Source organism: Saccharospirillum sp. (assembly GCF_040881935.1).
In the GTDB taxonomy this organism is placed as follows: domain Bacteria; phylum Pseudomonadota; class Gammaproteobacteria; order Pseudomonadales; family Natronospirillaceae; genus Saccharospirillum.
The window spans coordinates 39,990-58,999 of record NZ_JBBECH010000041.1 but is presented as its reverse complement, the minus strand read 5'-3'; the positions used below and the strand labels follow the sequence as shown (position 1 = coordinate 58,999).

The window sequence follows — 19,010 nt, the reverse complement described above, 5'->3', positions numbered from 1 at the left end:
GTGCTGCAGAGCGTGGTTGGTCAAACCGGGTTGGCCCAGGCCTTCGTGGATGTCTTCTTCGATAGCTACGCGACTGTACCAGCGATAATGGTGTTGAACCTGGATCATTCAGAAGACCGCGCTCACGGGCCGATTAGTTGGCTTTCTACGCCACTGCGTAAACCGCTGTTATCGGCCCTTGTCCCTCATTGAAGATCTGTCAGGCATATAACTCAGAAAGGCGCTTGCACCCTAAAGATCAAAATATTAGACTTATGATCTTTAGGGTGCAAGCGTCTCAGAGAATAAGTACTTGCACCATGAAGGGCATAAGATCATAAGTCTAATCTTACGGTTGTTATGGGTAAAATAAGTACAATAAGAGGAACTTCAATATGACCAACAGAAAAGCAATTGATTGGCTTAGCGTACGGTCACGCGGATTGGCTATAGGGCTATTGTGCGCGTTATTCATGACTGTCGCTTCACAAACAGCCTTGGCTGATTATCCCGAAAATCCCATCCGGATTATTGTTTCCTACCCAGCTGGTGGGACTGGTGATTTGGTGGCGCGGCTGACAGCCGACGGACTTGCCAAGAAGCTCGGCGTCAACGTCGTCGTGGAGAATCGCGGCGGGGCCTCCGGGGCAATCGGTACCACTGCGGTGATGGCTATGGAGCCGGATGGCTACAACTTATTGGCAACAGCCACTTCGACGATGAGTATTGTGCCCCATCTTGGCTCAGCCAATTACGATCCGGCGACGGACTTTACCACTATTGCAAAGATTGTTGACTCCCGCCGGGTACTCGCAGTGCACCCATCCGTACCGGTTGACAGCATAGAAGAGCTGATAGCCTATGCTCGGGAGAATCCGAATTTAATGAACTACGGTTCCCCTGGAATGGGGTCTACCGTGCAAATGATCACCGAGCTCTTTCTACAAAACAACGATATCGATGTAACACATATACCCTTCAGTGGTGCGGCTCCCGCAGTTACCGATCTGTTAGCCGGACGCATTCACATGATGATCGATACTGCGGTTATTCCGTACGTCGAAAGTGGTGACCTTAAAGGCTTGGCAGTGTTGGGCGATCAGCGTCTAGCCGAATTACCTGACCTGCCGACCTTGGAAGAAGCCGGTTTGCCTGCAATGAACACGCATGGATGGAATGGGCTTTTTGCCCCGGCCGGAGTGCCCGACGATGTGTTGGCTGTACTGCAGAGCGCGCTAGAGGAACTGTTTCAGGAAGAGGATTTTCGAAACGGATTTATTGAGCGAGGGTTGGACCCTGCGTTTACAGGTTCTGAGGCCTTTGCAGCCGAAGTTCAAGATGACTATCGCTTCTTTGGCCAAGTCATTGAAGACCTGAATCTGCAACCCAACTAATTTTCCTCGGACTATGCTATGACAGACAGTGCCCGGCTTGGTTTTTCGAGTCGGGAACTTGTTACTTAGTCTTGTGGTTTCAAAGGGCTTCTTATGAACAACCCACCAAATAGCTACCTACCTGAGCTCTCGGGCGCAGTATTTCTCATCTTCGTCGGTAGTCTGGGGGCTTTTCTTGCCTCCGGGTACAGGATCGGTTCACTGATCAGCATGGGGCCAGGATTTTATCCGCTGATACTCAGTGTGCTACTCATTGGATTGGGTATCGCCCTCGCAATTCAAAGCCTGCGAACTACAAGTGCTCTGGGGAAAATAAAATTGAAAGGCGGTCTGTTTGCAGTCGCTGGCGTGCTGTCCTTTTCTTTGCTGATTGCTCCGGCAGGGGTCGTGCCAGCTACGTTCGCTCTGGTTTTTCTGACTTCAATGGGCGGTGATAAGTGGAGGTTTTTATCCGCCTTGCTGGTGTCAATTAGCCTTTCTCTATTTTCTGCCTTTATCTTTGTTGCTGCACTGGGCCTTCCAATAACGCTCTTCGGAGGACACTGAAGTGGATATGTTTGCCAATCTGGCGTTGGGGTTTGAAACTGCCTTAACGATCGAAAATCTGTTGGCCTGTCTGCTTGGGGTTACGCTGGGAACATTTGTTGGCGTGCTGCCAGGCATTGGCCCTCTAGCTGGTATCTCATTGCTTCTGCCAATCACGTTCTATCTGGAGCCAACAGCGGCCCTAGTGATGTTGGCAGGTATATACTATGGCGCTCAATATGGTTCTTCAACCTCATCGATTTTGCTCAACTTGCCTGGCACGGCGGCGTCAGCAGTAATATGCCTGGATGGCTATCCTATGGCCAAAGCTGGCCGTTCTGGTGCGGCATTATTTTTAACCACCATTGCGTCATTTCTAGGCGGGAGTTTTGCCATTATTTTAATGGGTATATTTGCGCCAGTGTTAGCGGCGGCGGCACTCAATTTTGGGCCCGTGGAATATGTGTCGATGATGGTGCTGGGGTTGTTGGCAGCCACCATGCTATCAACCGGCTCTCAGTTAAAGGGCATTGCTATGGTAGTGACTGGCCTGCTGTTGGGGGTCGTTGGGATTGATGTGAATTCCGGTGTCTCTCGGTTCACTTTTGGCTCACTGCATTTGTTGGATGGACTTAGTGTTGTGGTCCTTGCCATGGGCTTGTTTGGGATATCAGAGATATTATTCAATCTGGGTTCGGCCCAGAAGGCGCCTCCACTTGACGCCCGTTCAATCACCTGGAAATCTCTGGTGCCAACACGTTCGGAAATGCGAGCGTCCTGGATGCCTATTCTGCGTGGCTCCTGGGTAGGTGCAGTAATAGGCATATTGCCCGGAGCTGGGGCCTCGATTGCCTCCTTTCTTTCCTATGCGCTCGAGAAGCGTGTAGCTAAAGATCCTAGTCGGTTCGGCAAGGGCGCTGTAGAAGGCGTGGCAGCGCCAGAGGCAGCCAATAATTCATCTGCTCAGGCTGCCTTTATTCCCACTCTCACGCTGGGTATCCCAGGCAATGCTGTTATGGCTCTGATGCTTGGGGCGCTGGTTATTCACGGCATTACACCCGGTCCACGCATCTTGATTGATCAAGCGAGCCTGTTCTGGGGACTGGTTGCGAGCTTCTGGATTGGCAATGTCCTGTTGGTGGTATTGAATCTGCCGCTTATCGGAATATGGGTACGAATATTGGCCATCCCGTATCATATACTGGTGCCGATCATACTGTTTTTTATCTGTACGGGTGTATTTAGCGTTTCCAATAGTCACATCAATATTTTCCTGGTGCTCGGGTTCGGCATATTAGGTTATGGCATGCAATTGCTCAAATACCCGGCAGCACCGCTGTTGCTGGGGTTTATTCTAGGGCCGTTGATGGAAGAGAACTTGCGCCGGGCACTGCTGTTGTCCCGCGGCGATCCGATGACGTTCATTCAGAGCCCTCTGAGTGCCACCTTTCTAGCCATTACGGTCGTACTGGTGGTGCTGACCCTTCGCCGGAAACCGGGGTCCAAACCGAATGAACAAGGAACCTAAAATGACCGAAGCGGCTAACAGCAACGGCGGGGTCTCGGGTAGGTTGATCGTGCTGATTCCTTCTTTGGCGCGGGATAACAGTGATTTCGACGTCCTGGCGGAACTGCTTCAGAAGCAAGGTTATCAAGTACTGTGTCCCCAACCTTATGGTCTCGATTTCACCGATACCCAAACAGATAATGAAACTCTGTTTGACCTTGCCGGAGACGTTGCTCTCCTTATTGAACAGCAACAACTTGGGCCAGCGCTGGTGGCCGGGCATGCCTTTGGCAACTGGGTTGCCCGGGCTTTGGCTACTCGCTATCCGGGTTGCGTCAGCGGCATCGCCCTGCTGGCGGCGGCCCCAAAAGGACCCATAGACCCCGAGTTGCGTAACGGCATCAATTGTTGCCTGGATGACCGGCGGAGTGAAGCTGAGCGATTAGAGGCGTTATCTAAGGTTTATTTTGCACCGGGAAACGACCCTTCGGTGTGGTTGTACGGCTGGCACCCTGAGTTGGCACGTCGCCAGCGCTTGACAGCCAGCAATACGGTGGAGGAGTGGTGGTGTGCCGGGGTGGCGCCAATTTTGGACGTACAGGCAAGAGGCGATGTTTTTCTCCCGTCCGTGCCACACCTGGGTCTCCAGCGCGAGTTGGGTGACCGCGTGGCCGTTCACGTCATTGAAGATGCAGGACATGCCTTAATTCCTGAACAGCCACAGGCCGTGGCGGACGCTTTGACAGCGTTTGCTGAAACCGCCATGGCGTGTTCAGGTTCGAGGGATCGGTACCAATGATGACGACATCGAAGTGATGGCGTCATTTTTAACCTGCTCCGTCGAGGCCTCCTTCAAACAACATTGGTTATCAGAGTCGCAGTTCCAACTCGGGCAGAATCTCAAACAGATCGCCTACCAGTCCGTAGTCGGCTACCTGGAAAATCGGAGCCTCGTCATCTTTGTTGACGGCGACTATTACCTTGGAGTCTTTCATGCCCGCCAGGTGCTGAATGGCCCCGGAAATCCCAACAGCAATATACAGGTCCGGAGCAACAATCTTGCCGGTTTGCCCAACCTGCATGTCGTTAGGCACAAAGCCTGCGTCCACCGCCGCCCGCGAGGCCCCAATCGCCGCGCCCAGCTTGTCGGCAATGCCATTGAGCAGCTTGAAGTTCTCACCGCTACCCATACCGCGTCCGCCGGAGATCACAACCTTGGCAGCGCTCAGCTCCGGGCGGTCCGACTGCGCCAGCTCTGCTTTGACAAAGCTTGACTGGCGATTTCCAACGACTGTATCTACCGTTTCAACTGACGCGCTGCCGTTTGCACCCACCGCCTCAAAGCCAGTGGAGCGCACAGTAATGACTTTCAGCGCATCGCCGCTTTTGACTGTGGCAATGGCGTTACCTGCGTATATCGGGCGCTTGAAGGTGTCGGCGCTATCCACGGCAATAATGTCAGAAAGCTGGCTGACGTCTTTTAGTGCGGCTAAACGTGGCAACACGTTTTTGCCGGTGGTAGTGGTACTGGCCAGCACGTGGGTGTAATCATTGGCTAGTTCGACCAGCAACGCCCCCAGTGGCTCAGCGAGCTGGTTGGCGTACACGGCGTTATCCGCCAGGCGCACTTTAGTAACGCCGTCAAGCTTGGCGGCAGCTTCAGCAGCGGCTTGAATACCTTCACCAGCAACGAGAACGTCAATATTGCCACCGGTGTTATTTTGAATAAGTTGGGCCGCTGCGACCACGTGGGCCGTTGCACCCGTCAGTTGGTCTTCATGGAGGTCGGCGAGTACTAGAATGCTCATAGAATCAACTCCTTTCAAAGTACTGTTTCAAAGTACTTTGGCTTCGTTTTTTAGTTTATCGATCAGTTCATCTACCGAGGCGACTTTGATGCCGCCTTTACGCTCGGTCGGAGACTCCACTTTCAGTAGACTGACTTTGGAGGCCATCTCGACACCGTAATCGGCAGGAGTTTTGACACTCATTGGCTTTTTCTTGGCTTTCATAATATCGGGGAGCTTGGCGTAGCGAGGCTCGTTGAGGCGCAGGTCGGTGGTGACGATAGCAGGCAGCGTCAGGGCTATGGTTTGCAAGCCACCGTCGATTTCCCGCGTGACGTTGACCTTGTCGCCGTCTACTGTCACTTCTGAAGCAAAGGTTCCCTGAGGAAGGTTAGTTAGTGCGGCGAGCATTTGCCCGGTTTGGTTATTGTCGGTGTCGATAGCTTGCTTACCTAAAATCACCAAGCCTGGATGCTCTTCATCTACCACTTTGGCCAACAGCTTGGCCACGGCGAGAGATTCCGCCCGCTCATTGGTTTCGATATGAATGGCACGGTCTGCGCCCAGCGCCAACGCGGTACGCAGCTGCTCTTGGGCGGCTTTAGGGCCGACCGAGACGGCAACGACTTCCGTGGCCACGCCCTTCTCTTTGAGGCGCACCGCTTCTTCTACGGCAATTTCGCAGAAGGGGTTCATGGCCATTTTGACGTTGCTAAGGTCGACGTCAGAGTAGTCCGCTTTAACACGAATTTTGACGTTGTAATCAATGACACGTTTAACCGCGACGAGAATTTTCATATAAAAACCTTTTCGCATTGCTTAAAGAAACGCAGAACAATTTAGCGCTCTGCATGTGACGCTCTCCGGGACCCAAATTTTCCGCTCCCGGAACGTGTATTAGGCTGGCATGCGGCGGCCTCAGCGGCCAGATAGCCTAGAGGTCAGGCTGCTCTGCTCATATTTTTCTCCTATCGGATGGTTGATGGGTTCGCAGCTTTTCAGCGCGGAGACCTGCAGGGTGTGACATGCGTGTAATCCACGACACGTTCGGCATGATGATGAAAATACGTGTCAGGTGCATCGCGGTGACAAAGGCCACATCCAACCCAAGCAGCCCCGCCATCAGCGCCATTTCGGTGGTCGCTCCCGGTGCAAAGCCCAGTACGAGCGTGGCGAAGGGTAGTTCGGTGAACTCGGCGACCAGACTGGCTCCCAACAAACAGAGGATAAGAAGAAGAGCGGTGGACAGTAGCACCGACGCTACGAGCTTGCTGGGCTCTACAAGTAGTTCGCGCCTGAAGCAGGAGCCGAGCCAAGTGCCCAGAATGACCTGTGCCAGCGCCAGAACTGGTTGTGGGGTGGAGAAAGAGGGCAAGTCCAATGCCGATAGCACGGCGGCGAGCAGAAGCGGACCGAGGAAGAATGGATTGTTAAGTTTCAGTACCATGAAAAGTAAGGGGCCGGCAGTGGCGCCCATGAGCGTTACGACGAGGCCAACAAGCCCGCGTGTTTCAACAGGGGGGACGATGGCCGGGACAGCGGGGTCCGACACGTAGAGCATAAATGGGATGAAGATCACGAGCAGCGCGATCCGTACGGTCTGCGCGAAAATTATCGGTGCTGTCGCTACGTGATGCAACTCAGCCAGAATTCCAGCTTCCACTGGAGAGATCGGCACGACCGACAGAAAGCCGGTTACCCGATCGGTGCCGAATAGCCGTGCCTGCACCTGCGCCACAAGGAGGGAGGCCACGAGGATATAGAGACTGACCCCAATCAGCAATGGCGCCGCACGCAGCATGGAATGAAGCGCGTCGGGTGTGAAATGCGCACCAATGAAGGTGGCCACGATGACCTGTCCAATAGAGCGTATCCGGATCGGTACGCGCTTCTCAAGCGTCCCGGTCACGGTCAAAATGGCAACCGATACCAGAGGACCAATCATCCACGGCAGTGGTATGCCGATCCAACTGAACACAAGACCAGCAAGCCCGGAGACGGAAAACAGCACGACGAGCCTGAGTCCGGCTCTCAATTGCCTTCACCTTCCACCACCTTTATCAGGGCTTCCAGCCTGAGCGTGCGCTCTTCACCGTCGGGCATAATAGCTACCAGGTTGTTTTTGATCTCCTGCACCCTATTCGCCAGCAATAGGTAGAAGGCGCAATTGCGCGTCTTATTAAGACTACCGCACATCATTTTAAATTCTCGATCAACAGGATGCCATGTGCTACAAGCGCTGGTTTGAGGCTATCTTGCAACTCGATCGTCGATTGGATTTCTATCTGGACGCCATTCCCCCTTGGCCTGACACCGAGAATCGTTTGAGTCAGACACACCAGGGAATCGACCGGAACGGGGGCGGTGAAGCGCACTTTCTCGTAGCCGTAATTCAGCCCGGCGCCTCGTTTCTCTATAATAAAAAGTTGCCGCTGGAGGCGCGGTATCAAAGACAGCAAAAACAGTCCGTGCGCAATAGTTTTTCCTTGAGGCAGCTCGCGGGCAGCTCGTTCTATATCGACGTGAATCCAATGGTCGTCACCCGTCAGTTCAGCAAAAGTGTCGATATGCGTCTGTGTAATTTTCTGCCATTCAGTGCTGCCTAAAGATTTTCCCACATTAGCCTTAAGGTCCAGAGGTTCGCCTACAGTAATCATTATATTTCCTCTACATTCTTAAAATGCCGGGCAAGAGTCGGGTTCGGTGTAAGCTGTTTTCCAGCTATATTAAAGTCATTGAAGTATATTTATAATTTTTATCTTGTGCAAGCAACCCATTTCAGGGATGCTAAAGATAAATGAAGAGGTAGGAGGATATTTATGGCTGGGTGTCTGGAGCACATCAAGGTGGTCGATTTCAGCAGGGTTTTCGCGGGACCCTGGGCAGCACAGATGCTGGCCGACTTCGGGGCGGATGTCATTAAGGTCGAGCATGTAAAGGGCGGTGACGACGTACGACGCATGGGCGTACCCCATATCGGATCCGACGGTGAGCCCACTAGCGAGACCTCGTCTTTTCTGGCTATGAACCGCGGAAAGCGCTCTGTGGCCGTAGACTTGTCGAAACCCGAAGGTCAGGAACTGGCCCGTCGCCTGATCGCTGAGGCCGATGTCCTTATCGAAAATTTCAAGACAGGCACGCTGGCGCGCTTTGGCCTCGATTACGCGGCGGTCGCAGAGCTCAATCCGCAGCTTGTCTATTGTTCAATCACAGGTTTTGGCCAGTCCGGGCCAATGGCTCACCTGCCTGGCTATGACCCAATCTTTCAGGCCATGAGCGGGCTACTTAGCATGACCGGCACGGGCGAGGGCCAGCCTGGTTCAGGTCCGGCCCTCGTAGGTTATTCGATTTCAGACATTACTGCTGGTCAATATGCCGTGTCGGCCATACTCGCCGCACTAAACCATCGCGACAATATTTCGCGCGAAGGTCAGTTCATCGACATCGCGCTTCTCGACACGCAGATACACGCGGCTTCGCACATGGCAATGAACTATCTTTCATCGGGCAAATTGCCGCGCCGCAACGGCACTGCATCACAAATTACCTGTCCTTGGCAGGCGTTTGACTGTTCCGACCGACCGATCATGATCGCCATCGGCAATGACGTACAGTTTCGAAGATTTGCCGATTATCTCGGACTGGACGGTGTGGCGGATGACGAACGCTATGCTATCAACCTAGCACGAGTGCAGAACGCCGATACATTGATTCCGCTTATCGCCGCGAAGCTTATCGCCAAGGATGCAGACACCTGCTATGCCGAATTGGAAGCCATCGGCATCCCGGCCGGGCCGCTAAATTCATTTGAAGACACGTTTGACATGCCTCAGGTGCAGGAGCGCGCCTTGTTGAAGGAACTAGAACATCCTTCTGCGGGGCGCGTGCGCTATGTGGCTAACCCCGTGCGTTTCTCGGGGTGCGCCGCCGACACTGCACGACCCCCACCACTTTTTGCCGAACATACGGATGAGGTGCTGCGCGAGTTGGGTCTTGGTGAGTATGAAATCGCTGAGTTGCGCGCTGCTGGCGCCGTAAAATAGAAACAATCTGGGGGACGGGAAAATGACTGAAGAGTGGATTGAAAACGCGCGCATGATGGTCGACAGTGCTCGCGCGGTGGTTCCGGGGGACGGCTCGGTTGAACGCGTGCGCAAGACACGCTTCCAAGGTGCTGGATTCGACCGAGAAGTGATGAGGCAAGTTGCCGAACTGGGGTTTTTTTTGATCCGGGTAGAAGAGGATGAGGGCGGCTTCGGACTCGGTATGCGCGAGACTTGCGAGCTAATGCGCGTATTGGGCGGCGGACTGCTTCCCGAGCCGGTGCTGTCGTCGATGATGTCAGGTGCCTTGCTGCAATCCGCCCTCCCAGAAACCGTGAGAACTGGCGAGGAAGTGATAGTCATGGCGTGGCAAGATCAAACAGGTTCACTTTCCTGGGCCGGTGGAGCCAGGGGAGGCACGATTGACGGCCATAAAGTGAACGTGCCTGGGGCCGAGGGGGCAGATTTATTCGCGGTCATTACCTCCAATGGAGTCGCTCTGGTGCCGCGCGATGCAGCAGGGCTGGCCGTGACAGGTGCCGAGACATTAGACGGGGGCCGAATAGGTTCGCTCAGTTTCGCCTCAGTCGACGTTGAGTTTCTTCCTTGCGAACGCATCAAGGAAGTTCTGGAGGATGCAACTCTGGGCCATTCCGCTTACCTCATGGGGCTGGCGGAGCGCGCCCTTGATATTACGCTCGACTATTTGCGTATGCGTAAGCAGTTCGGCCAACCAATCGGCAGCTTCCAGTCGCTGCAGCATCGCGCGACCGAGATGAAGATACAGCTCGAACTTTCCCGCGCAGCAATCTTTGCCACCGCTCGCCGGTTCGACACCGGCGCTGACCCAATGACCCGTGCCCAGAGCGTTGCGCGCTGCAAGCTACGGGCCGCCCAAATGACTATGTTGGTGATGCGGGAGGCAGTACAGATGCATGGCGCCATGGGCATCACCGACGAGGCTGATATTGGCCTGTACGTGCGTAAGGCGATGACCGAGGTGAATTTCTTCGGTCCCCCCCGCGTACATCGCCAGATTCTTGCCAACCTACTGGAGGATGCCTCATGACACAACTTCCTGATTATAATTCGATGTCCGACAAAGAGTTTCGTCAGACTGTTTGCAATTTCGTTGAAGAGAACTATCCCGCCCTTCCGCGTTACGCATTGAGCCGTTTGCATTGGGAGGAGGTGAAGCCGTGGTATTTGACGCTAGCGGAGAAGGGCTGGATCTGCCCCACCTGGCCGCGCGAACACGGCGGCATGGGGCTAACTGCAGGCAAGCACCTAATTATGATCGAAGAGTTCGAGCGCTTCGGCTGCGCTCGTGTAAACGATATAGGCCCGGTGATGCTTGGTCCGTTGCTGCTAAAATACGGTACCGATGCACAGAAGGGTCATTTCTTGCCGAAGATCCTGTCGGGTGAGCATGTCTGGGCGCAGGGCTACAGCGAACCGGGGGCCGGATCGGACCTTGCTGCTGTGCGCTGCGAAGCGGTCCTCGACGGCGATGACTGGGTGATTAACGGACAAAAAACCTGGATCACCTTGGGCATGGATGCCAATTGGATTTTCATCCTCGCCCGTACTGACAAGACCGTGAAGAAACAGGCCGGGATTAGCTTTCTGTTGGTACCGATGGACGCCAAAGGCATCACCGTCCGCCCGATTCTCAACCTCGAACTAGAAGCCGAGTTCTGCGAGGTATTCTTTGACAATGTCCGGGTGCCCGCAGACCACATCGTGGGGAGCGCCAACGAAGGGTGGACCGCCGCCAAGGCGCTGCTCGGCCACGAGCGCGTTTTCATCGGCGCGCCACGCCTGTCGGCCAGCGCTATGGGGCGGTTGAAGCGAATCGCGCAGCGTGCGGGCTTCTGGGAGGATCCGGTATTCCGAGATCGCTACGTTGCTTTGCAGTGCGACGTTATGGACTTATCGGACCTGTTCGAAACCTATGTCGATAAACTACGCGACGGCGAGGCGATCGGCGCCGACGTGTCCATGCTAAAGATCTTTCAGAGCGAGCTTTACCAGCGCATCTCGGAATTAATTCTGGAAGTTGCCGCTGAGGAATCGGGCCTTCGCGCGCCTCCCGAAGACGATCGCCGCTTGCACGCTGCCTCGACCTATTTGTCGGCGCGCCCGACAACCATTTTCGGTGGTTCTACCGAGATCATGCGCAATGTTCTGTCCAAGGCGATACTCGATCTGCCGTCGTAATTCTAAGCGTCAAAAATAAATAAGAACTTATGATCTATAAAATTGACTTATTGATTTTTGGAAGCTAGAATTTGTGGAATCGGTCCCAAGTCGATGCCGTATCAGTAGAGAAAAAAAACAAAAGCAAAAACTAAGATGAGGAATACAGCATGCTACGCTCAAAATTCATCACAGGCACGGTCGTGACCGTTGCCGTTCTCGTGGGTCAGTCTGCGTTCGCGCAGGACGTGACGCTTCCGCAAACCATGGTCTGGACGTCCTATGACCTTGGCTCCACAGGTTATGTCGAAGCCTCGGCCATGGCCGACGCCCTGGACAAGGAGTTCGGTACCACTGTGCGTTTGACGCCGTCGGGTACTGCAATCGGCCGAATGCTGCCGCTGATCCGCGGCCGCGCAAGCTATGGCTTTATGGGCAACGAGATTCTCTTTGCGGGTGATGCCAGCTACGAATTTGCAGCTCAAGACTGGGGACCCCAGGATTTGCGCGTCCTCATGGGGCGTCCTGCCGCTGTTGGCCTAGTCACCGGGCAGGATACTGATATCCAAAGCTCCTATGACCTGAAGGACCAAAGGGTAGGTTTCGTACAGGCCAGCCCCTCAACCTTGATGAACACAGAGGCCGCGCTCGCCTTTGGCAACCTGACTAAGGAAGACGTGGAACAGGTGATCTACCCCTCTTACGGCGCTATGGTTCAGGGGTTCATCGGTGGCGAGATCGACGTCGTGCCGGTCACCACAACAGTCGCCGCCCTGCGCGAAGCCGAAGGTGGCCGTGGCGTCCGCTGGTTGGACATGCCAGCTTCTGACACCGAGGGCTGGGAGCGCGTGGTCGCAGAGGCCAGCCTGTTCTCGCCTACAACGGTGACCGTTGGCGTCAGCATCTCCGAAGACGATCCAGCCGACCTGTTGGGCTATAGCTACCCACAGCTTACCACCCTTGCAGGCACCAGTGAGGACGAGGTCTACAACCTTGTGAAAGCTTTGGATGAAACCTTTGAGCTCTATAAGAATGCCAACCCGGTAATGCCGCGCTGGAAGCTAGACCAATCGGGCAAGGCCCCGGCTGGCGCACCGTTTCATTCCGGCGCTATTAAGTATCTGCGCGAAATCGACGTTTGGACTGAAGAAGACGACACTTGGAACGAAACTCGAATTGCCGAGATCGAAGAAACCAAGGCTATGTGGGAAAGCGCTGCCGTCAAGGCTAGGGCCGAAGGCCTGTCGGAGGATGACTGGCCAGCTTTCTGGGAAACCTATAGAGACGAGGCGCTGAACTGAGAGCCAGTATTGCCCGCCTATAGGCGGGTATTTTTGCCGGCACCCAGGCTGATCGTCCGGGTGCCCTCCAGCAGTTTTCCAATTAACGACCTACCAACCGGGTGCGGCCCATGCAGTCTGAACTCACCACTGATAACACCTCTGCGACGAAGCTCTGGAAGCAGGAAGGCGCGCGATTGTCCGGTCCAGCCTGGTTCGCGACCTTCGCGCTCTCCGCAGTCGGGTTGATGATAATCATCAACCAGGTTTTCAATTTACAGCTCTTTGGTTTCCGACCGATCAGCACATCGTATTATTACATCGTGATCGGTCTGTTCATGCCTGTGGCCTTCCTGTCCACACCCATGCGCGAAGCCGACAGCTCTCAGGTGCACTGGTATGACTGGGTGTTCGCCGCAGCGGCTTTTGGCGTCTGCATGTATTTCGCTGCTCACACCAATGAGATCCTGTTCCGCGGCTGGGAATTCCAGGCCCCCATGCCCGTGGTAGTCCTCTCGGGGCTACTTGTCCTGCTCTCACTTGAGGCGGTGCGTCGGTGTGCCGGTCTTCCTCTCTTCATTATCTGCGCAGTCTTCGCCACATTCCCACTTTATACCGGGCACATGCCGGGCTTTCTCTGGGGCGTGCAGCTGTCCCTCAGCGAAACCATGTTGAGTCATTCTCTGGGTGTCGAAAGCATCATTGGTATCCCGATGCGGGTCGTCGCCGACCTGCTGATCGGCTTCATTGTCTTCGGCGTGGCTCTGACCGTGTCCGGTGGTGGTGTCTTCTTCATGGATCTCGCGAGCGCACTTATGGGTCACGCTCGCGGCGGTCCGGCCAAGGTGGCGATCCTGTCGAGCGGTTTTTTCGGCAGTCTGTCGGGCAGCGTGATCTCGAACGTGATCTCCACCGGGTCAATGACTATCCCAACGATGAAACGCTGCGGCTACCCGGCCACTTATGCCGGGGCGGTGGAATCCTGCGCCTCGACCGGGGGCGCGCTGATGCCGCCGGTGATGGGCTCTGTAGCCTTTGTAATGGCCTCGTTCATGAACGTGCCCTATGCCGACATCATGGTCGCCGCGACCGTACCAGCGCTTTTGTTCTACCTTGTTCTGCTGATCCAGACAGACTGTTATGCAGCACGCAATGGTCTGAAGGGACTGCCCAAGGACCAGCTTCCCAAGCTATTCCTGGTGCTGCGCTCAGGCTGGATCTTCTTGATCAGCCTCGCTGCGCTGGTGTTCCTGCTGTTGGCCACGAATGCCGAAGCCAAGGCGCCTTTCTACATTACGGTGCTTCTCATCATCACGGCGCTGATCCGTGCCAAGCGCCAACACCTGCTGCGGCCAATCATCATCCTCATCATGGAGGCTGGCACTACCATCGCCTTGCTCGTGGGTGTATTGGCCGGGGTTGGCATGGTGGTAGGTTCGCTTGCGATCACCGGAGTCGGCAACGCTTTTAGCCGCGAATTGGTGCAATATGCGGGCGGAAATCCCTATCTGCTGTTGCTCTTTGGGGCACTGACAAGCTTCATCCTTGGCATGGGGATGACGGTTTCCGCGTGCTATATCTTTCTTGCCGTGGTGCTGGCGCCCGCCTTGGTAGAAGGCGGCTTCAGCGTAATGGCGAGCCACCTCTTCATTCTTTATTGGGCAATGCTGTCCTACATCACTCCACCGGTAGCAATGGCCGCCGTGGCCGCCTCATCCATCGCCAAGGCCCCTGCGATGAAGACCGGCATGACTGCTATGAGGCTGGGTGCGATTCTTTTCATTCTTCCCTTCCTTTTCGTTCTTAATCCCAACCTGATCTTGCAGGGCAGTGCGGTAGAGGGCGCCTTAGCGGTTTCCACCGCCATCCTCTCGATATTAATGTTGGCGGCAGCCTCGGAGCGCTACATCTATGGATTAAGTCGCAAGGCTAAGGCCTGGGAAGCACTGGTACTCTTGTTTGGTGGGCTCTGCCTACTTGCCCCCGAAACTTTATCAGACCTCGCCGGTCTGGCGTCGCTGGTTCTGGTCTTGGGCGTGGGCTTCTTAACACGCCCCGTCGCAGTCCCGGCGGCTTCCTCTCAGAAAGGTGAATAATGACACAAACACAAACAGTCACCCTAGCCGATGGTGGTACGCTCAACCTCCGTATCGACGGACCTGAGGGCGCGCCTTGGGTGGTAATGTCAAACTCGGTGATGACCGAACTCAGCATATGGGAAAGACAGATCGGAGCATTGTCCAACCGCTACCAGCTACTGCGTTATGACGTGCGGGGACATGGGGCTTCCAGCCTTCCGACGTGCCCGATGGATTTCGATTGCTACGGCGCCGACCTGCTGGCTATCCTCGACACCTGTGGTATTGAGCGCTGCACCTTTGTTGGCCTTTCGATGGGCGTGCCCACGGGTCTCGCCGCCTATGCCGTCGCCCCGGAACGGTTCGAAGGTTTCGTCGCTGTCGATGGCGTTGCCCGCAGCGCCCCAGGACGTGAGGGCTTCTGGGCTGAGCGACGCGAAACTGCCCGCGCCAGTGGCTTGGCTTCCATCGCAACCGTCACCGCCGAACGTTGGATGCCGGGCGAGCCCACCGACAGTCCTACCCTAAAGGCTCTGGCGGCAATGGTCGCGGCGACGCCAGTAGAAGGTTTTGCTACTGCCACTCACGCGCTGCAACGCTATGATTACGCTGCCGTCGTTTCCCGCCTTACCTGCCGCTTCCTCGGCATTTTCGGTGAAAACGACGGCGCCATGCCCGAGGCGATCCGCAAACAATTTGGCGACCTGCCCGGTGCCGCGTTTGCCGAAATCCCTGGAGCGGGCCATGTGCCCAACTACCAAAACCCTGACGCTTTCAATGCCGTGCTGGGCTCTTTCCTGGATGCGGCGGCCTCTGAAATTACCAAGGAGACATTCTGATGGCGGGCCCGCTTTCGCATATTCGAGTTCTCGACCTCAGCCGCATCATGGCTGGGCCTTGGAGCGGTCAAGTACTGGCCGATCTCGGCGCTGACGTGATCAAAGTCGAACGTCTTGGCGAAGGAGATGACACCCGTCGCTGGGGGCCACCCTTCCTGAAAGACAAGGAGGGCGGCGCTACTAAAGAAGCGGGATACTACCTGTCCGTCAACCGTGGCAAGCGTTCGGTGGAACTCGACCTGAAAAGCGAGGAGGGCCGCGCCGCCGTGCGCGCACTGGCGGCGGAAAGCGACATCTTGCTGGAGAACTTCAAGACGGGCACCCTTGATCGCATGGGCCTCGGCTATGAGGCGTTGAGCGAGATCAATCCACGGCTGATCTACTGCTCCGTCACGGGGTTTGGTCTTAGTGGCCCGATGGCGCAGGACGCGGCCTACGACTTCATGATCCAGGGCATGGGCGGGTTGATGAGCGTCACCGGCGGGCCGGACGATGCCCCGGGCGGCGGCCCGCAAAAGGTGGGCGTGCCGATCATCGATATCATGTCCGGCATGTACGCCACTATCGGCGTTTTGGCGGCGCTGGCTAATCGCGACCAGACCGGTAAAGGCGATCACATCGATCTGGCTATGCTCGACGTTTCAGTCGCCATGCTCGCCAACCAGGCGATGAACTATCTGGTCTCGGGCCAGCCCCCCGTGCGCCGCGGGAATCGCCATCCCAACATTCAGCCGCAGAACGTCTACCCGGTGAAAGACGGTTATATCGTGCTGGCCGTAGGCAATGACGGGCAGTTCAGGAAGCTAACCGAGGTGATCGGTCAGCCCGACCTGGCTGACGATCCGAGATTCGCCACCAATGCCGCGCGGGTCGAGAACCTGCCCGAGCTGGAGAAAATCCTGGTTGAGGCTCTGGCCTCGGATACGATCATCGACTGGGTGAGCGCGTTCTCGGAGGCGGGCGTGCCAACGGGGCCAATCAATACCGTGGACAAAGTTTTCAATGAACCGCAGGTCATCCATCGCAAGATGTTACGCGACATTTCGCATCCGCTCAGCGGATCTGTCAAGCAAGTGGTCAGCCCGCTTAATTTCCGCAACGCGCCGCTGAGTTTCGATATGGCGCCGCCGCTGCTGGGTCAGCATACAAAAGAAGTGCTCGAGGCGCTCGGACTAGGAAGTAAACGAAAATGAGTAAACAACCAGGCCACAACGAACTCAACACCGGCGAACGCATCAGCTTTCCTACACCGGAAACAATGAGTGATGCTCAGCTTGAAGTTTATGAGCAAATCGTCTCAGGACCGCGTCGAACGTTGGTTGGGCCGCTGCGCGCAGCGCTGCACAATCCCGCCCTGGCCGACCGATGGCAAAGGCTGGGTCAGGTGCTGCGTTTCGAAACCTCGATCCCGACCTATCTGAACGAGTTGGCCATCCTAGTGACTGCTCGCCGTTGGAACAGCGAATTGGAGTGGGCGATCCATTCTGGGGATGCAGACCGCGCGGGGCTAGCCCCGGAGATAACCGCAGCGATCCGTACCTGTTCGCTACCCGATTTTGGCAAGGATGAAGCCGCGCGTGAGATCTATGAATTCTCTCGCCAAATACTGCAGCAGGGCGATGTCGAGGAGGATGCCTATCAGAGCATCGTCGTGCGATGGGGAGAGGTGGGTGCTGTCGAGTTGACCGCAGTAATCGGCTATTACTCTATGGTCGCAATGACGCTGAACGCGCACCGCGTGCCCCTACCTGACGGGATGACTGCATCGCTTCCCGGTCCAGCACTGACATTAGCACAGATGCCGGGGCCGGATCGGCTCACAGACTAACAAGGCATCTTTCCGTACATTCATAGCAAGTTAAAAGAAGGAATAATACCTAATGTTCTACGATCCCCGAACCGAATCACACGGCCTGCCCCACAACCCTTGGCTTGCTTTAATAGTGCCTCGGCCGATCGGCTGGGTGTCAACGTTATCGGTGGACGGCACGCCGAACCTGGCTCCCTATAGCTGCTTCAACGCGATCTCATCGAAGCCGCCTTTCGTCATGTTTTCGTCTGATAGCTCCAAGGACAGCGTGACCAACGCAGAGGCGACGGGCGTATTCTGTATTAATATTGCCACCTATGCCTTGCGCGAAGCGATGAACCAGAGTTCCGCCGCGTACCCACCCGAGATTGATGAATTTAAGGCGTCGGGCCTGACGGCTGAGCCTTGCCGCAACATTCCCTGTGTCCGGGTCAAGGAAACCCCTGTGAGTATCGAATGCCGCTTGTCACAGCTGATCACATTGACGCCCTCGACTGGCGCGACATGCACCAACCGTGTGGTCATTGGCGAGGTAATCGGTATCCATATCGACGAGTCGGTCCTGCGTGAAGGCCTTGTCGATATAGAGTTGTTGAAGCCCCTCGGGCGGATGGGTTATCGCGAATACACTGTTCCCCCGCGCTCTTTCGAGATGCTGCGACCCATACTGGACTGAATCGACATCAACCTCTCCCGAAACACAAACCTTAAGGGGCCCACGCATGAGCCATTATGACAGTCTCACCCTGAATGTGGCGGAATACGTCGCCACCATCACCATCAATCGCCCACCAGTGAACGCGCAGAATAATCGGTTCCGCGAAGAGCTGGTGAGCGTTATAGACGAATTGGGTGATCGTACGGATGTGCGGGCCATCGTATTGACAGGTGAGGGTAAGGCTTTTTCTGCCGGGGCGGACCTATCTGAACGTCCGACGCAGGACCCAGGCCACTACACGGCGCACAATCGCCGTGTTCGCGCCAGTTTCGACTGTCTGCTGGAATGCCCCAAGCCGATCATCGCTGCGGTGAACGGTGCTGCCATCGGAGCAGGCTGTGTGACGGCGCTGTGCTGCGATATTCTTGTCGTGGCCGAGAAGGGCTTTTTGCAGATGACCGAGGTGATGGTCTGCCTTGCCGGAGGCGTTGCCCATGTACGTCGGCATTTTGGCGAATCCGACGCTCGGTTGCTGATCTTCACGGCTCGCCGGTTCTACGGCGCCGATCTATATCGCATGAATGTTGCATCAGCTTGCACGACACCGGAGGAGCTTTTAAATACGGCTCAAGGTATAGCGGCGGATATCGCTAAGGCCAGCCCATCAGCGGTGCGTGCGGCAAAGAAATCCTTCCAGGTGACCGAGGGCGTGTCGATTTACGATGGCTACCGTTTCGAGCAGGGTCAGACCAAGGCCTTGTCTACTTCTGAGGACACCGCCGAGGCAATGGCAGCCTTCCGCAGGAAACGCTCGCCAGTTTTCAAAAGCTGAGCAGAACCCTGAAGACCATTGGAATTGGTGGGTGTGCCAAAACGCCAAGCTGCTGTTCTTCGGGTTCTGTGACGAGTGT

General features: G+C 55.7%; 18 protein-coding genes. 14 read left to right on the top strand and 4 right to left on the bottom strand.

Going from position 1 to position 19,010, the window contains the following annotated elements:
* Positions 1 to 374: 374 nt before the first annotated feature.
* The 4 genes from WEB54_RS06735 (at position 375) to WEB54_RS06720 (ending at position 4,204) form a co-directional block, all read left to right on the top strand.
* Positions 375 to 1,373 carry a Bug family tripartite tricarboxylate transporter substrate binding protein gene (locus WEB54_RS06735; protein ID WP_368054398.1) on the top strand — a complete coding sequence of 333 codons (999 nt, stop codon included), beginning with the start codon at positions 375 to 377 and terminating at the stop codon, positions 1,371 to 1,373.
* A 93-nt stretch (positions 1,374 to 1,466) separates the two neighbouring features.
* Positions 1,467 to 1,919: a tripartite tricarboxylate transporter TctB family protein gene (locus WEB54_RS06730; protein WP_368054396.1), complete on the top strand. Its 453-nt coding sequence runs from the start codon at positions 1,467 to 1,469 to the stop codon at positions 1,917 to 1,919.
* Positions 1,920 to 1,926: 7 nt separating this feature from the next.
* A complete protein-coding gene (locus tag WEB54_RS06725; RefSeq protein WP_368054394.1) occupies positions 1,927 to 3,426 on the top strand; it encodes a tripartite tricarboxylate transporter permease in 1,500 nt (499 codons plus the stop codon).
* 1 nt (position 3,427) lies between these two features.
* Complete coding sequence (locus WEB54_RS06720) at positions 3,428 to 4,204, top strand: alpha/beta fold hydrolase (RefSeq protein WP_368054392.1); 777 nt, start codon at positions 3,428 to 3,430, stop codon at positions 4,202 to 4,204.
* A 70-nt stretch (positions 4,205 to 4,274) separates the two neighbouring features.
* Here WEB54_RS06720 and WEB54_RS06715 read toward each other — a convergent pair whose 3' ends face one another.
* From WEB54_RS06715 to WEB54_RS06700, 4 genes are all read right to left on the bottom strand, one after another.
* Positions 4,275 to 5,213, bottom strand: a complete 939-nt coding sequence (locus WEB54_RS06715) for an electron transfer flavoprotein subunit alpha/FixB family protein (RefSeq protein WP_368054390.1) — start codon at positions 5,211 to 5,213, stop codon at positions 4,275 to 4,277.
* 27 nt (positions 5,214 to 5,240) lie between these two features.
* A complete protein-coding gene (locus tag WEB54_RS06710) occupies positions 5,241 to 5,990 on the bottom strand; it encodes an electron transfer flavoprotein subunit beta/FixA family protein (RefSeq protein ID WP_368054388.1) in 750 nt (249 codons plus the stop codon).
* A gap of 157 nt (positions 5,991 to 6,147) precedes the next feature.
* A complete protein-coding gene (locus WEB54_RS06705) occupies positions 6,148 to 7,203 on the bottom strand; it encodes an AbrB family transcriptional regulator (protein WP_368054386.1) in 1,056 nt (351 codons plus the stop codon).
* Positions 7,204 to 7,387: 184 nt separating this feature from the next.
* Positions 7,388 to 7,849, bottom strand: coding sequence for a MaoC family dehydratase (locus tag WEB54_RS06700; RefSeq protein ID WP_368054384.1), 462 nt, complete (start codon positions 7,847 to 7,849; stop codon positions 7,388 to 7,390).
* 162 nt (positions 7,850 to 8,011) lie between these two features.
* Here WEB54_RS06700 and WEB54_RS06695 point away from each other — a divergent pair, with 162 nt between their 5' ends.
* The 10 genes from WEB54_RS06695 to WEB54_RS06650 all read left to right on the top strand — a co-directional run bounded on the left by WEB54_RS06695 (position 8,012) and on the right by WEB54_RS06650 (position 18,931).
* Positions 8,012 to 9,235, top strand: coding sequence for a CaiB/BaiF CoA transferase family protein (locus tag WEB54_RS06695; RefSeq protein ID WP_368054382.1), 1,224 nt, complete (start codon positions 8,012 to 8,014; stop codon positions 9,233 to 9,235).
* A 22-nt stretch (positions 9,236 to 9,257) separates the two neighbouring features.
* Positions 9,258 to 10,304, top strand: coding sequence for an acyl-CoA dehydrogenase family protein (locus tag WEB54_RS06690; protein WP_368054380.1), 1,047 nt, complete (start codon positions 9,258 to 9,260; stop codon positions 10,302 to 10,304).
* Positions 10,301 to 11,455 (top strand): acyl-CoA dehydrogenase family protein, encoded by a 1,155-nt coding sequence (locus WEB54_RS06685; protein ID WP_368054378.1) that lies wholly within the window; start codon positions 10,301 to 10,303, stop codon positions 11,453 to 11,455. The genes WEB54_RS06690 and WEB54_RS06685 overlap by 4 nt, the downstream gene beginning before the upstream one ends.
* A 149-nt stretch (positions 11,456 to 11,604) precedes the next feature.
* Positions 11,605 to 12,735 (top strand): TAXI family TRAP transporter solute-binding subunit, encoded by a 1,131-nt coding sequence (locus tag WEB54_RS06680; protein WP_368054376.1) that lies wholly within the window; start codon positions 11,605 to 11,607, stop codon positions 12,733 to 12,735.
* A gap of 110 nt (positions 12,736 to 12,845) precedes the next feature.
* Positions 12,846 to 14,810, top strand: a complete 1,965-nt coding sequence (locus WEB54_RS06675; protein WP_368054374.1) for a TRAP transporter permease — start codon at positions 12,846 to 12,848, stop codon at positions 14,808 to 14,810.
* The gene (locus WEB54_RS06670) at positions 14,810 to 15,631 is read left to right on the top strand and encodes an alpha/beta fold hydrolase (protein ID WP_368054372.1); all 822 of its coding nucleotides are present in this window, start codon (positions 14,810 to 14,812) and stop codon (positions 15,629 to 15,631) included. Before WEB54_RS06675 ends, WEB54_RS06670 begins: the two co-directional genes overlap by 1 nt.
* Positions 15,631 to 16,824, top strand: a complete 1,194-nt coding sequence (locus WEB54_RS06665; RefSeq protein WP_368054370.1) for a CaiB/BaiF CoA transferase family protein — start codon at positions 15,631 to 15,633, stop codon at positions 16,822 to 16,824. The genes WEB54_RS06670 and WEB54_RS06665 overlap by 1 nt, the downstream gene beginning before the upstream one ends.
* Complete coding sequence (locus WEB54_RS06660; RefSeq protein ID WP_368054368.1) at positions 16,821 to 17,459, top strand: carboxymuconolactone decarboxylase family protein; 639 nt, start codon at positions 16,821 to 16,823, stop codon at positions 17,457 to 17,459. The genes WEB54_RS06665 and WEB54_RS06660 overlap by 4 nt, the downstream gene beginning before the upstream one ends.
* 52 nt (positions 17,460 to 17,511) lie before the next feature.
* A complete protein-coding gene (locus tag WEB54_RS06655; RefSeq protein ID WP_368054366.1) occupies positions 17,512 to 18,117 on the top strand; it encodes a flavin reductase family protein in 606 nt (201 codons plus the stop codon).
* A 46-nt stretch (positions 18,118 to 18,163) separates the two neighbouring features.
* Positions 18,164 to 18,931, top strand: a complete 768-nt coding sequence (locus tag WEB54_RS06650; RefSeq protein WP_368054364.1) for an enoyl-CoA hydratase/isomerase family protein — start codon at positions 18,164 to 18,166, stop codon at positions 18,929 to 18,931.
* Positions 18,932 to 19,010: the final 79 nt, after the last annotated feature.

Coding starts and splice junctions, on each gene's coding strand:
- WEB54_RS06735 (WP_368054398.1), top strand. CDS start 375: ATGACCAACAGAAAAGCAATTGATTGGCTTAGCGTACGGTCACGCGGA.
- WEB54_RS06730 (WP_368054396.1), top strand. CDS start 1,467: ATGAACAACCCACCAAATAGCTACCTACCTGAGCTCTCGGGCGCAGTA.
- WEB54_RS06725 (WP_368054394.1), top strand. CDS start 1,927: ATGTTTGCCAATCTGGCGTTGGGGTTTGAAACTGCCTTAACGATCGAA.
- WEB54_RS06720 (WP_368054392.1), top strand. CDS start 3,428: ATGACCGAAGCGGCTAACAGCAACGGCGGGGTCTCGGGTAGGTTGATC.
- WEB54_RS06715 (WP_368054390.1), bottom strand. CDS start 5,213: ATGAGCATTCTAGTACTCGCCGACCTCCATGAAGACCAACTGACGGGT.
- WEB54_RS06710 (WP_368054388.1), bottom strand. CDS start 5,990: ATGAAAATTCTCGTCGCGGTTAAACGTGTCATTGATTACAACGTCAAA.
- WEB54_RS06700 (WP_368054384.1), bottom strand. CDS start 7,849: ATGATTACTGTAGGCGAACCTCTGGACCTTAAGGCTAATGTGGGAAAA.
- WEB54_RS06695 (WP_368054382.1), top strand. CDS start 8,012: ATGGCTGGGTGTCTGGAGCACATCAAGGTGGTCGATTTCAGCAGGGTT.
- WEB54_RS06690 (WP_368054380.1), top strand. CDS start 9,258: ATGACTGAAGAGTGGATTGAAAACGCGCGCATGATGGTCGACAGTGCT.
- WEB54_RS06685 (WP_368054378.1), top strand. CDS start 10,301: ATGACACAACTTCCTGATTATAATTCGATGTCCGACAAAGAGTTTCGT.
- WEB54_RS06680 (WP_368054376.1), top strand. CDS start 11,605: ATGCTACGCTCAAAATTCATCACAGGCACGGTCGTGACCGTTGCCGTT.
- WEB54_RS06675 (WP_368054374.1), top strand. CDS start 12,846: ATGCAGTCTGAACTCACCACTGATAACACCTCTGCGACGAAGCTCTGG.
- WEB54_RS06670 (WP_368054372.1), top strand. CDS start 14,810: ATGACACAAACACAAACAGTCACCCTAGCCGATGGTGGTACGCTCAAC.
- WEB54_RS06665 (WP_368054370.1), top strand. CDS start 15,631: ATGGCGGGCCCGCTTTCGCATATTCGAGTTCTCGACCTCAGCCGCATC.
- WEB54_RS06660 (WP_368054368.1), top strand. CDS start 16,821: ATGAGTAAACAACCAGGCCACAACGAACTCAACACCGGCGAACGCATC.
- WEB54_RS06655 (WP_368054366.1), top strand. CDS start 17,512: ATGTTCTACGATCCCCGAACCGAATCACACGGCCTGCCCCACAACCCT.
- WEB54_RS06650 (WP_368054364.1), top strand. CDS start 18,164: ATGAGCCATTATGACAGTCTCACCCTGAATGTGGCGGAATACGTCGCC.